The organism is Bradyrhizobium sp. CIR18, from assembly GCF_014198295.1.
Classification (GTDB): Bacteria; Pseudomonadota; Alphaproteobacteria; order Rhizobiales; family Xanthobacteraceae; genus Bradyrhizobium.
The window spans coordinates 904471-917656 of the sequence record NZ_JACIHF010000001.1 but is presented as its reverse complement, the minus strand read 5'-3'; the positions used below and the strand labels follow the sequence as shown (position 1 = coordinate 917656).

11 protein-coding genes and 1 tRNA gene are annotated in these 13186 nt (G+C 63.9%); 8 read left to right on the top strand and 4 right to left on the bottom strand.

The window, feature by feature from the left end; all coding sequences use genetic code 11:
• Positions 1-39 precede the first annotated feature (39 nt).
• Complete coding sequence (locus tag GGD65_RS04440; RefSeq protein ID WP_018321085.1) at positions 40-249, top strand: hypothetical protein; 210 nt, start codon at positions 40-42, stop codon at positions 247-249.
• A gap of 156 nt (positions 250-405) precedes the next feature.
• Here GGD65_RS04440 and GGD65_RS04435 read toward each other — a convergent pair.
• Positions 406-498, bottom strand: a tRNA-Ser gene (locus GGD65_RS04435).
• An 814-nt stretch (positions 499-1312) separates the two neighbouring features.
• Between GGD65_RS04435 and GGD65_RS04430 the strand changes: the two genes are divergently transcribed.
• Entirely contained in the window at positions 1313-2884 is a 1572-nt protein-coding gene (locus tag GGD65_RS04430; RefSeq protein WP_183234487.1) for a porin, read from the top strand.
• Positions 2885-3476: 592 nt separating this feature from the next.
• On the opposite strand, the gene GGD65_RS04425 is transcribed toward GGD65_RS04430, so the two are convergent.
• On the bottom strand, positions 3477-5897 hold the full coding sequence (locus GGD65_RS04425; RefSeq protein WP_183234951.1) for a lytic transglycosylase domain-containing protein: 2421 nt from the start codon (positions 5895-5897) through the stop codon (positions 3477-3479).
• Between the two features lie 279 nt (positions 5898-6176).
• Here GGD65_RS04425 and dapA point away from each other — a divergent pair, with 279 nt between their 5' ends.
• Genes dapA through GGD65_RS04405 form a run of 4 tightly spaced genes read left to right on the top strand, consistent with a single transcriptional unit; the run spans position 6177 to position 8654 of the window.
• Positions 6177-7067, top strand: a complete 891-nt coding sequence (dapA, locus tag GGD65_RS04420) for a 4-hydroxy-tetrahydrodipicolinate synthase (RefSeq protein WP_018320002.1) — start codon at positions 6177-6179, stop codon at positions 7065-7067.
• 54 nt (positions 7068-7121) lie between these two features.
• Complete coding sequence (gene mscL, locus GGD65_RS04415) at positions 7122-7535, top strand: large conductance mechanosensitive channel protein MscL (protein ID WP_026202292.1); 414 nt, start codon at positions 7122-7124, stop codon at positions 7533-7535.
• Positions 7536-7594: 59 nt separating this feature from the next.
• A complete protein-coding gene (gene smpB, locus GGD65_RS04410) occupies positions 7595-8068 on the top strand; it encodes an SsrA-binding protein SmpB (protein ID WP_018320004.1) in 474 nt (157 codons plus the stop codon).
• Positions 8069-8072: 4 nt separating this feature from the next.
• Positions 8073-8654 carry a peroxiredoxin gene (locus GGD65_RS04405; RefSeq protein WP_018320005.1) on the top strand — a complete coding sequence of 194 codons (582 nt, stop codon included), beginning with the start codon at positions 8073-8075 and terminating at the stop codon, positions 8652-8654.
• A gap of 9 nt (positions 8655-8663) precedes the next feature.
• Here GGD65_RS04405 and GGD65_RS04400 read toward each other — a convergent pair whose 3' ends face one another.
• The gene (locus GGD65_RS04400; protein WP_183234486.1) at positions 8664-9338 is read right to left on the bottom strand and encodes a uracil-DNA glycosylase; all 675 of its coding nucleotides are present in this window, start codon (positions 9336-9338) and stop codon (positions 8664-8666) included.
• Positions 9319-9963 carry an NYN domain-containing protein gene (locus GGD65_RS04395; protein ID WP_018320007.1) on the bottom strand — a complete coding sequence of 215 codons (645 nt, stop codon included), beginning with the start codon at positions 9961-9963 and terminating at the stop codon, positions 9319-9321. The genes GGD65_RS04400 and GGD65_RS04395 overlap by 20 nt, the downstream gene beginning before the upstream one ends.
• A gap of 329 nt (positions 9964-10292) precedes the next feature.
• Between GGD65_RS04395 and rpoZ the strand changes: the two genes are divergently transcribed.
• The gene (rpoZ, locus tag GGD65_RS04390) at positions 10293-10685 is read left to right on the top strand and encodes a DNA-directed RNA polymerase subunit omega (protein ID WP_008133017.1); all 393 of its coding nucleotides are present in this window, start codon (positions 10293-10295) and stop codon (positions 10683-10685) included.
• Between the two features lie 204 nt (positions 10686-10889).
• Positions 10890-13175, top strand: coding sequence for a bifunctional (p)ppGpp synthetase/guanosine-3',5'-bis(diphosphate) 3'-pyrophosphohydrolase (locus GGD65_RS04385; RefSeq protein WP_018320008.1), 2286 nt, complete (start codon positions 10890-10892; stop codon positions 13173-13175).
• Positions 13176-13186 lie beyond the last annotated feature (11 nt).

Genomic DNA, 13186 nt, shown 5'->3' with positions numbered 1-13186 from the left:
AAGTTTCTTCGTCGTGCCGCCACATAAGACCCGTGCGGCATGAGCGAGCCCGATACCAATGGACGATGGCTGCCGATTCAGATCGCTCCCGATGAGTGCGATCTGGAACTCGGACGTCCGCACAAGACTGGGATTCTGCCCTGGTCGTTTCCGTGCCGGCGCAGGTCCGGCGTCTGGTACAATGTCTGGGCCGGCGAGGCGGTGCTGATTTCGCCCTCGCATTGGCGGATCTGGCGGTTCCACCGCTAGGTGCGGACCACACGCATACCCACACATATAAGACATATAAGATGGTGCGAATCGAGCTGAACGGCCGCGTCGATCCTTGCGCCGGGCTTTCGCGCCGGTCACACGAGCGCTTTCAGCTGAAAGAACGCCCAGACCTTGATTGATTCTGCCGCTGGGTGGCGGAGAGGGAGGGATTCGAACCCTCGATACAGCTTGAGACCGTATGACGCTTTAGCAAAGCGTTGCCTTCAGCCACTCGGCCACCTCTCCGGTGCGAGCCTTATGCATCTAATTACTTGGGCGGGTCAATTTGGAAGCGTGTGTTTTCGCTCGAATATTCCCAGCGATTTTCGCGACAAAGCACTTTGCTCCCGGGGCGTGACCATAACGTTGCGAGAATGAGGCACAGAGTTGGAGCGTCCGGCGCATCTCGAAGATGGTTTTTGCCTATGAGAACGTCCTTGGTCGCGTAAGAGACTGAGTTTACTGGAAAAATCAATGCGGCGCGGGGAGCGGGCGGCTGAAGGTTCGATTCGTGTCATCCGCCAACCGGCCCAATAACGGTCGCTATCCATAAAGGGTGCTCGTCCACCCCTTAAAGCCGTGCCTGCATCAGGTTGGGAGGTGCGGAGCAGGGCGATGCGTTCTCCTTGAGTCTCCCTGCGATTCCACGATTCGAGTGCGTCAAAGCCCCTCCAGGCCGAGATCTCGCTTGCCGTGCCTTAAGTGGGGAACTTTGATGGCAGGAGGAACCGTCTCTAAAACGTCAATGAAAACAATTGGTTGCGAGGGCGCTTCGATCACATCTGCGTGTTATTTGTGCAACACCCGTCGGAAAACAAGCTTCATAGGCCCGTTTCCAAGCGTTCTCTTGTTGTGTGTGCAAGGACGTTCGGTAATTGTGACTGAGCGACGGAGGGGGGCATCCCGAGGTCGTCCCGTTTAGGTCATTTCGCTTAAGTCCCTCGCGTTCATGCGGGTGTGTCCGAAGACGCGAAGGAGCCCGGAGCGGTGATTTAGAGGGGGTTGGGGAATTGGCCGTCCGGTCAGTGACCTTCCCTGAAGAGCAACTTGGAGGTTTAACATGAAGTTGGTTAAGAGCCTTTTGCTCGGCTCAGCGGCGGGTCTGATCGCCGTGGGCGGAGCTCAAGCAGCCGATCTGCCCGTGAAGGCCAAGGCGGTCGAATACGTGAAGATCTGCTCGCTGTACGGCGCGGGCTTCTACTACATCCCGGGCACCGACACCTGCATCAAGCTGGGTGGTTATCTGCGCGCTGAAGTCGCGCTGAACACCAACTCGAGCTTCAGCGGTCAGCTCACGTCGAACAACGGCGCGCGTAACCGTCTGACGAACTACTACACCATGCGCGCTCGTGAAGATCTCAACATCGACACGCGCACCGCGACCGAGTACGGCGTCGTCCGTACCTTCTTCGACGGCGTGTTCTCCTGGACCACCGGCAACTACGCCGGCACCGGCAGCGCGACGGGCACGACCGCCTACAGCGGCACGCTGGCGCTCAACACCTCCGGCGCCACCCCGGCGCTCGTTGGTTCGTCGATCAACGGCACCGACGGCAACACCTCGGGCGGTTCGCTCGGCGTGTACTACGCCTTCATCCAGTTCGCTGGCTTCACCATGGGTAAGGCCGTGTCGCAGTTCGACGCGCCCTGGACCAACTATCCCGGCAACAACTTCGACAGCCTCGTCGGCGGTTCCGGCACGGTCACTGGTGTCAACCAGTTCACCTACACCGCTGACTTCGGTCAGGGCGTGACGGCGTCGTTCTCGGCGGAAGACGCGACGGCTTACTACCAGGCCGGCAACCTCAACATGACCGGCGCTACGGCGGCTGGCATGATCGGCGGTTCGTATGGCTCGAACGCCATCGGCGGTTCGCGCTCGCCGAACCTCGTCGGTATGGTTCGTGTCGACCAGGCTTGGGGTCTGTTCCAGGCGTCGGTCGCTGCGCACGACAACCACGTTGCCTACTACGGCGCCACCGAGCCGACTGGCCACCCCGACGACAAGTGGGGTTGGGCTGTTCAGCTCGCTCTGTCCATCAAGAACATCCCGACTGGTGCGGGTGACGTGATCAACATTTCGGGCGTCTACACCGACGGCGCGTCCCGCTACAACTTCCAGAACCTCGCGGGCGGCAGCTACTCGATGTTCGGCAGCTCGGGCGTTGCTTACCAGAGCGTCGGCTTCGCCATCGCTCCGGACACCGTGTTCGTGACCGGCAGCTCGCAGGAAACCGTCAAGACCTGGGGCTTCCGCGGCGCTTACACCCATAACTGGGATCCCTACTGGAACACCGCGCTGTACGGTGCCTACGCTCAGGCGCAGTTCGGCTCGCTCGCCAAGACCACGCTTTGCGGCGCTGGCGGTGCAGGCGGCGTGTTCGGTGGCCTGGTCGGTGTGACGGGTTGTAATCCTGACTTCGCCGTTGCGCAGGTCGGTGTCATCACCCGCTGGACTCCCGTCAAGAACCTCACGTTCTCGGCTGACCTGAACTGGACCCATCTCGACCAGAAGTACTCCGGTACGGTTGGTTACGCTGGTGCCGGCACGACGGCCAAGCCGGCTGCCGTGTACGAGCTCAAGGATCAGGACACCATCACCCTGCTCCTCCGCGCTCAGCGCAACTGGTAAGTTCGGTCTAACGACCTGACAGAGAGCCCCGGCGGGAAACCGCCGGAGCTTTTCTTTTGCCCCGGTGCTTGCCTTCTCGCTTGGCGCAATGGGCCAAGTTTGGCGCATCGCTCTCCATTGATCGGGCTTCGTTGCGATCTGATGGAAGCCGTGGTGGGAGAGCAGGCAATCGCTTATGCATTTTCCGCTGGCTGAGCGCGCGCCTCGTCCCTCCAGACGACTGCGAAGCCTGTCATCGGGCCGCGCTTGCGCGGACCCGGCGGCGGTCTCCTAGAGGCCAAGCGGCATCGATGCCCGTCAAGACAGCTGCCGACACTCGGTCCTCATCCTGAGGGCCCGCCAACGGCGGGCGTCTCGAAGGATAGCCACAGAGGGGTCGCTTCCAAATGCGATTGCTCTGGGGTGGGAGAGGGAAGCTCCGCGCTTCCCATCCTGATAGTGGCGCGCAGGGTGCACTGCTGTTGGCCGGCTGGCCTCGCAAACGCCTCGCTAATCTGCCTTTGCAGCGGTGGCGACAGGCGCCTTCATCTGCACGCGAGGCAACGGCGGCGCTTGCCACCCATGCTCGCGGCTGAATCGAAAGAGCGGATCGCTATTCCACGCTGCCGGCGCCGCGGCGCAAATCGGCCTCGATCTGCAGCCGCGTGCCGCCGCCGAAGCGGGCACGGTAGACTTGCAGGTTCTCCATGATCCGCTGCACGTAGTTGCGCGTCTCGGAGAACGGAATCAGCTCGACCCAGTCGACCGCATCGACCTTGGGATCGCGCGGATCGCCGTAGCGCTCGACCCACTTCTTCACGCTGCCGCGGCCGGCATTGTAGGCGGCGAAGGTCATGATGTAGGAGCCGCGATAATCCTCGAGCAGTCCGCCGAGCTCGGCCGAGCCGAGCGTGGCGTTGTAGACCGAATCGTTCTTCAGCCGTCCCAGATCGTAGGTCGCGCCGTGGCGCTTGCAGACATAGCGCGCGGCGTCGGGCGTCACCTGCATCAGGCCGTAGGCCTGGGCCGGCGAGACCACTGACGGATTGAATGCGCTCTCCTGCCGCGCGATCGCATAGACGATGCTGCGCTCGACTTCGGGACCGATCGGCGTGAACTGCGGAATGCCGTTGACTGGATAGGCATAGAAGTCGAATGGCAGGCCGCGATTGAGCGCGGCCTTGCCGAGCAGCAGCATGCCGCGCGCATCGTTGTAGCGCTGGGTCAGCTCGCCGAGGCCGGCGAGCGCTTCGGGATCGCCGTTCTCGCCCATGTCGGCCAGCAGCGGTATCGCCATCTCGCGCTCGTCGAGCTCGTAGAGCAGGTGCGCGGCGCGCACGATCTCCAGCCGTTCGGCGCCGCGGCCGCGCGGCTGGCTGTTGAGCTCGATCTGCGGCAGGCCGAGCTTGGCCCGGGCGAGCTGGCCGTAATAGCTGGTCGACTGTTCGGCGGCGCGGGCATAGGCGTTGCGCGCCTCCTGCTGGCGCCCCGCCGCTTCCGCGGCGCGGCCCTGCCAATAGCCGGCACGCGCCAGCGCGGTCGGATTGACGCTCCCGACGCCGATGCGGGCGAAATGCTGGGTGGCGGCCGCGGGGTCGTTGAGGAAGCGCAGCGCGATCCACCCGGCCGTGAATTCCTGCTCGGTCTTGTAGATGTCGCGCGAGGGCAGTGCGGCGTCGCGCGCGATCAGATAGGCGCTGCGGAATTCCTCGGTGTCGATCATCTTGCGCGCCAAAAGACGCCGCTCGATCCACCATTCGTCGAGATTGTGGAGCCGGTTCGGATCCTTCGGCGCCGACAGCATGAGCTGGGCTGCTTCGGCGAATTTCTCCTCGCGGCGTAGCAGCTGGATCTTGCTGAAGGTGAAGCCGGGGTCGTTGTGCAGCTCGCGGGGCACGGCGTCGAGCAGCGCGCGCGCGTTCGGCGCCTTCTTGACGGCGGCGATGCGGGCCTTGGCAAGTGCGACATAGCCGGCGCCCAGGCGCTTTGCGGCGCGCAACGCCGCCTCGTTCTCGCTGCCATAGAGCAGCGTGTCCATCCGCGCCTTCTGGTCGCCCGGCGACAGCAGGGCGCCGAACTGGTCGAGCGCGTTGTTTTCGGTATCCTCGGACATCGGATCGCTGCGCCAGGCCTCGCGCACCAGCCGCTCGGCATTGGCGCGGTCGCCGCGCGCCAGCATCGCCTTGGCGAGCGTGAAGCGGCCCTTGGCGGAGATCGGAGATTCGTTTTCGAACCACGACCACGCGACGGAATCGTCGCGCCTGTCGTCCCACATCGCGGCCTCGAGGCGTCGGCGCAGGAAGGTCTGCGACGGCCAGCTCGGATTGGCGGAGAGGAAGGCGCGGTAGCGCTCCACGGTCGCGCCATTGTCCTCGCTGCGCAGGATGATCCATTCCGCGAGTTTTCGCGCGACCGGATCCGAGATGCCCGCTGCGACGTTGCTGGCCTCACCCGCCTTGCGCTTGCGCACGAGCTCGATGACGCTATCGAGGGCGTCCTTGTCACCCTGGGGCGTCGACGACGTCGCAGCGACCGCGGCCGGTATGACCGGCTTGCGCGGCGCGGCGTGCTGGCGCGTCGCCGGGGCCAGCACCGGCGCTGCGGCCGGTCTGGCGACGGGGGCGGAAGGCCTGACGGTAGCCGTCACGGCCGGCGCGGGGGCCGTTTTCGGCGGCGAACCGCTGGCGGCCGGATGCGATTTCGGCGCAGGTGCCGCTGCGGCGGGCTTGGGCTTGTCCTTGGCTGGCTCTTTTCCGGCGCTCTTGCCGGCGTCCTTGCCTGCCTCCTTGGCCGGTTTCTTCGCAGCGTCCTTGGCCGGGGCAGGAGCTGCACCCTTGCTTGCGCCTTTGTTTGCTCCCTGGCTTGCTCCTTTGGCCGCGTCCTTCGAAGTTTCCTTGCCGGTTCCCTTGGACGAGCCCTTCGCGCTGTCCTTGGCAGTGTCCTTGGCGGCTGGCTTCGCGGTGTCCTTGCCAGCTTCCGCCGTGGTCTCATTGGACTTGGCGAGGGCGGCGCAGCCGACCGATAGCCCTGCCATCAGGCACACGATGAGACCGGTGGATCGCCAGGCGGCATGAGGGAATGAGGTCACGGGTTTGGTCGCCCCGAATCAGTCAAGTGGCTCAAGATCTAGCTGTATTTGATTGAATATGCGGACAAAATACCAACAGCCGCTTACCGCGGGCCGATTTGCACCACTACCGCGGCAAAATCGCGGCCTAAACGGTGCGTCACACGGAAGCGGGCCTTTTACCGGCGGGGTAGACCCGATATGAAAGGGGCTTGCTCAAGAGATAGCCGCGTACGGAGGAAGTCCATGGCAGCCAAGACGAAATTCCGGGGGTCGTTCACCGCCTTGGTCACGCCGTTCAAGAACGGCTCGCTGGACGAGGCGGCATTCCGATCCCTGGTCAACTGGCAGATTTCGGAGGGCACCAACGGCCTGGTGCCGGTCGGCACCACCGGCGAGAGCCCGACGCTCAGCCATGACGAGCACAAGAAGGTGGTCGAATGGTGCATCGCTGAAGCCAAGGGCCGCGTGCCTGTGATCGCGGGTGCGGGCTCCAACTCGACCAAGGAGGCGATCGAGCTCGCTCAGCACGCCGAAAAGGCGGGCGCGGACGCCGTGCTGGTGGTGACGCCTTACTACAACAAGCCGACCCAGGAAGGCATGTACCAGCACTTCAAGGCGATCAACGACGCAATCGGCATTCCGATCATCATCTACAACATCCCGCCGCGCTCGGTGATCGACATGTCCGTCGACACCATGAAGCGGTTATGGGAGCTGAAGAACATCGCCGGCGTGAAGGACGCCACCGCCAGCATGGTGCGCGTGTCGCAGCAGCGTGCGGCGATGGGCGAGGACTTCAACCAGCTCTCGGGCGAGGACGCGACCATCATCGGCTACATGGCGCATGGCGGCCACGGCTGCATCTCGGTGACCTCGAACGTCGCGCCGCGCCTGTGCTCGGAGTTCCAGGCCGCCTGGGCCAAGGGCGACCATGCCACCGCGCTGAAGATCCACGACAAGCTGATGCCGCTGCACAACAACCTCTTCATCGAGAGCAACCCGGCGCCGATCAAGTACGCGATGTCGCTGCTCGGCAAGCTCGACGAGACGCTGCGGCTGCCGATGGTGCCGGTCTCCGAGCCGACCCGCGTTGCCGTGCGCAGCGCCATGGTGCACGCTGGCCTGATCAACTGATGGGTTGACCTATCGGGGAGGCCGTTCATGAGCGTCGACGAAAAGGGCAGGCGGATGCTCACGGAGTTCCGTGAGTTCGCCATGAAGGGCAACGTCGTCGATCTCGCGGTCGGCGTCATCATCGGCGCGGCCTTCGGCGCCATCGTCACCTCGCTTGTCGGTGACATCATCATGCCGATCATCGGCGCTGCGACCGGCGGCCTCGACTTCTCGAACTACTTCGCCCCCTTGTCGAAGTCGGTGACCGCCACCAACTTAGCGGATGCGAAAAAGCAAGGCGCCGTACTTGCTTACGGTAGCTTCCTGACGCTGACGATCAACTTCATCATCGTCGCCTTCGTGCTGTTCCTGGTGATCCGCGCCATGAACACGCTGAAGCGGAAGGAAGAGACCAAGCCCGCGGAGCCGTCGAAGCCGTCGGAGGAGGTCGTGCTGCTGACCGAGATCCGCGATCTCCTCAAGAAGTGACGCGCGCGCTTCATCCAAACTGTTAGCATCGCTGCGCATCGCGCTCAGGTTTCGTCGCCATGGCTGAAAAGAACGAACGTCCGATCAAGGTCATGGCGGAAAATCGCAAGGCCCGCTTCAACTATGCGATCGAGGATACGATCGAGGCGGGGATTGCGCTGACCGGCACCGAGGTCAAGTCGATCCGCAACGGCAAGAGCACGATCGCGGAGTCCTATGCCGATTCCAAGGACGGCGAGATCTGGCTGATCAACGCCACCATTCCCGAATATCTGCAAGGAAACCGCTTCAATCACGAGCCGAAGCGGCCGCGAAAGCTGCTGCTGCATCGCCGGCAGATCAACAAGCTGATGGGCGCCGTCGACCGCGAGGGCATGACGCTGATCCCGCTCAAGCTCTATTTCAATGAGCGTGGGCGCGCCAAGTTGCAGCTTGCGGTTGCAAAAGGCAAGAAGCTCCACGACAAGCGCGAGACCGAGAAGAAGCGCGACTGGAGCCGGGAGAAGGGCCGCCTGATGCGGGCGAGGGGATAGCGAGATGAATCAACGGAACCTGCTCGAGGTCGATTGGAGCCAGATTCCCGCACCTGAAGACGACGGCGCCGCCGCGCATCTGACCGGCATGACGCTGCCGCCAATCGGCCTGCTCGCGACCAACGACACCTCGGTGACGCTGTCGGCGCTGCGCGGCCGGACCGTGGTGTTCGCTTATCCCCGCACCGGCGAACCCGGCAAGATTTCGTTGGTCGACGATTGGGACATGATCCCGGGTGCACGCGGGTGCACGCCGCAGACTTGCGCGTTTCGCGATCTGTTCGCCGAGCTGAAGGGCGCCGGCGCCTCCCACGTGTTCGGCCTCTCGACCCAGAGCAACGAGTACCAGACCGAGATGGCGTCACGGCTGCATCTGCCGTTCCCCGTGCTGTCGGACGAGAAGCTGGCGCTGACGCGCGCGCTCAATCTGCCGACGATGGAGGTCGCGGGCCTGACGCTGATCAAGCGTCTTGCGCTGATCATCGACGACGCCAGGATCACGCGTGTGTTCTACCCGGTGTTTCCGCCCGACCGGAACGCCGGCGACGTCCTGGACTGGCTGAAGGCCAATCCGGCCAAGGCCTGAACCAGGGCGCTAATCGAGATCCGCCTTCACCTTCGCGAACACCGACCGGAACATGTCCGGCGTCAGCACGCCGGTGTTCGTGTTGTAGCGCGAGCAATGATAGCTGTCGTAGAGCCTGAACGCGCCGGCCTGATGCACGGCGCCGTGGCCGAAGGGGGCCTGCGAGGCCTTCAGGTTCAGCGGCTTGAGCACGCTGTCGTGCGCAATCCGCCCGAGCGCGATGATCGCGCGCAGCTTCGGCATCGTCTCGAGATTCGCCACGAGGAACTGGCGGCAGGTGTTGATCTCGAGGGGCAGCGGCTTGTTCTGTGGCGGAACGCAATGCACGGCATTGGCGATCCGGCAGTCGACCAGCTTCAGGCCGTCATCGGGACGCGCCTGATAGGTGCCCTTGGCAAATCCATATTCGAGCAGGGTGGCGTAGAGCAGGTCACCGGCGTAATCGCCGGTGAACGGCCGTCCCGTGCGGTTGGCGCCCTGCATCCCCGGCGCGAGGCCGACGATCAACAGGCGGGCCTTGATGTCGCCGAAGGGCGCAACCGGCGCATTGTGCCACAACGGCTCACGCGCCCGGTTCGCCTCGCGAAAGGCGACCAAGCGCGGACAGAGCGGACAATTGCGGTCGGGAACGAGGGTGGGAGGCTGGCGGCTTGACCGGGCCGCCTCACTCCTCGAAGTCGTCATCGCCCCTCGGCGCCATCGTGGTTGCGCGCTGGAGGAATTGCGGGGCGTGGTGGCGGGCCTCGCGATCACCGCGGTCGCGCGGGGCGGGGCGTTCGGAGGGATCGCGGCCGAGCTTGGATTGCAGCTCGACGAGGTCGGTGAAGACGTCGGCCTGGCGGCGCAGCTCGTCGGCGATCATCGGCGGCTGGCTGGCGATGGTGGAGATCACCGTGACCCGAACGCCGCGGCGCTGCACGGCCTCGACCAGGGAGCGGAAGTCACCGTCACCGGAGAACAGCACCATCTGGTCGATGTGCTCGGCAAGCTCCATGGCGTCCACGGCGAGCTCGATGTCCATGTTGCCCTTGACCTTGCGGCGGCCGGAGGCGTCGATGAACTCCTTGGTCGCCTTGGTGACGACGGTGTAGCCGTTGTAATCCAGCCAGTCGATCAGCGGGCGGATCGAGGAGTATTCCTGATCCTCGATGATGGCGGTGTAGTAGAACGCCCGAAGCAACGTTCCGCGGCTCTGAAACTCCTTCAGCAGGCGCTTGTAGTCGATGTCGAAGCCCAGAGTTTTCGCCGTCGCGTAGAGATTGGCTCCGTCGATGAAGAGCGCGATCTTGTCGGTGGAGGAAGGTGACATTCAGTTTGCTCGCGTAGTGTTCGTGATTGATCGTTTATTGTTGGCGCGGCGGCAGCAGGCCGCGCAGTTCTAGGGTGCCGCCGAAATCCGTCGAAGCCGCAAATCCGGAGAAGTCGGGGCAAACAAGGTATAGTTATGGCGGACTTTCATAGACCCGGCGCCGCCCTCGATGGCCGCCCGGGTAACCGCCCATCCCAGCCCCAATGTGGGGGTAGCAGAGCCGTTTGGCGAGGCCAAATCACAAATTGGCCTTGCGAAACGGCCCCAGCCCCTATAACTAGCCCCAATCATCCACATATTTCGTCCCACCCACAACGGAGCGACAGTCCATGGCTCGCGTCACCGTAGAAGATTGTATCGACAAGGTCGACAACCGGTTTGACCTGGTCCTGCTGGCCGCCCACCGTGCCCGCATGATTTCGTCCGGTTCACAACTAACGGTTGACCGCGATAACGACAAGAACCCTGTTGTGTCTTTGCGCGAAATTGCTGACACGACCATTTCGCCCGAGGACCTGCGCGAGGAGCTGGTGCACTCGCTCCAGAAGTTCGTCGAGGTCGACGAGCCCGAGCCCGATACGGTGCCGCTGATCGGTTCCGCGGGCGCGAGCGTCGATGCGGACGATACCGAAGTCGCCGTCGAGCGCATGACCGAAGAGGAGCTCCTGAAGGGTCTCGAAGGCCTCGCGCCGCCCGAGGAGCAGCCCGAGGAAGACGAGTAAATCGTCCGTCGCGATCGTCGATTTCTTGTGATTTTATCAAAGGCCCGAACCGGTGTTCGGGCCTTTGCTTTTGTTGACGTTTTCGTGGTTACCATGCGTTGCAGTTGGCGATGCGTCCTGTCACTGAATTGATCGGACACAAGCGCGATCGGAGCTAAGATGTATACAGCGGGCCGGCTCGGGTTCGTTTGAAGGCAGGACGGGATGGTATATCGGCGCCGCAGATCCACGCAGATGCAGGCCGCAACCGAGTCGGTTGCCGTGGCCCCGACTGCGCCGGTCGCGCGCCCGGCCAAGCCGCGCGCGCGCATGATGCGTCAATATGACCTCGTCGAGCGCGTCAGGTCCTACAATCCCAACACCAACGAAGACCTGCTGAACCGCGCCTATGTCTACGCCATGAAGGCGCACGGCTCGCAGACCCGCGCCTCGGGCGATCCGTATTTTTCGCACCCGCTCGAAGTGGCAGCGATTCTCACCGACCTCAAGCTCGACGACGCCACCATCGTGGCCGCGCTGCTCCACGACACCATCGAGGACACCGAAGCGACGCGAGCCGAGATCGACCAGATCTTCGGGCCGGAGATCGGCGCGCTGGTCGAGGGTCTGACCAAGCTGAAGCGGCTCGAGCTGGTGTCGCGGGAGGCCAAGCAGGCCGAGAACCTGCGCAAATTGTTGCTGGCCATTGCTGACGATGTCCGTGTGCTCCTGGTCAAGCTCGCCGATCGCCTGCACAACATGCGCACGCTGGATTTCGTGCCGACGGAATCGCGCAGGCGCATCGCCGAGGAGACACTCGACATCTATGCGCCGCTGGCGGGCCGCATGGGCATGCAGGAAATGCGCGAGGAGCTGGAGGATCTGTCCTTCCGCACCCTCGATCCCGAAGCCTATTCGGTGGTGATGCAGCGGCTCGACGCGCTCGCCGAGCGCAACCGCAATCTGATCGGCGAGATCGAGGACCAGCTCTCCAACAATCTGCGCCACCGGGGCTTAGGGGCGCGGGTCTATGGCCGCCGCAAGAAGCCGTTCTCGATCTGGACCAAGATGGAGCGCAAGTCGGTCGGCTTCGAGCAATTGTCCGACATCTTCGGCTTCCGTCTCGTCGTCAACGACATCGAGGCCTGCTATCGCGCGCTCGGCATCGTCCACACCACCTGGCCGGTCGTGCCGGGACGCTTCAAGGACTACATCTCGACGCCGAAGCAGAACGACTATCGCTCGATCCACACCACGGTGATCGGCCCCGGCAACCAGCGCGTCGAGCTGCAGATCCGCACGGAGGCGATGGACCAGATCGCCGAGCGCGGCATCGCCGCGCATGTGTTCTACAAGGAGGGCGTCGGCTCGCCGACCGAATTCCTCAAGCGCGAATCCAATGCGTTCGCCTGGCTGCGCCACACCATCGGCATCCTCTCGGAGAGTGCCAACCCGGAGGAATTCCTCGAGCACACCAAGCTCGAGCTGTTCCACGACCAGGTGTTCTGCTTCACCCCGAAGGGCAAGCTGATCGCGCTGCCGCGCCATGCCAACGTGATCGACTTCGCCTATGCCGTGCACACCGACGTCGGCAACAGCGCGGTCGGCTGCAAGATCAACGGCCAGTTCGCGCCGCTGTCCTCGGAGCTGCAGAACGGCGACGAGGTCGAGGTGCTGACCTCGGAAGCGCAATCGGCGCCGCCCTCGGCCTGGGAGACGCTTGCGGTCACCGGCAAGGCGCGCGCCGCGATCCGCCGCGCCACCCGGACTGCGGTGCGCGATCAATACGCCGGTCTCGGCCGGCGCATCGTGGAGCGCCTGTTCGAGCGCGCCAAGATCGAATACGCCGACGACAAGCTCAAGGGCGCGCTGCCGCGGCTCGCGCGCACCTCGATCGAGGACGTCATGGCGGCGGTGGGGCGCGGCGAGATCAAGGCCTCCCACGTCGCGCGTGCGATGTACCCCGACTACAAGGAGGAGCGCATCGCGCGCTACGGCGTGAAGAAGGGACTTGCCGCCAAGCTCAAGGAGAAGTCGTCGGAGCCGCCGCGCAGCCCGGTCGCGATCCCGATCCGCGGCATCAATTCCGACCTGCCGATCAAGTTCGCACCGAATGGCGGCGCCGTGCCGGGCGATCGCATCGTCGGAATCGTGACGCCGGGCGAGGGCATCACGATCTACCCGATCCAGGCGCCGGCGCTGAAGGATTTCGAGGAGGAGCCGGAGCGCTGGCTCGACGTCCGTTGGGACATCGAGGACTCCGCGCCGCAGCGCTTTCCGGCCCGCATCAAGGTCGAGAACGTCAACGAGCCCGGCGCGCTGGCGCAGATCGCGACCGTGATCGCCGAGCACGACGGCAATATCGACAACATCAGCATGCAGCGCCGCTCGCCTGATTTCACGGAGACGACGATCGATCTCGAAGTCTACGATCTCAAGCACCTCAGCGCGATCCTGGCCCAGCTGCGCGCGAAGGCGGTCGTCGCCAAAGTCGAACGTGTTAATGGATAGGCGTCCTCCGC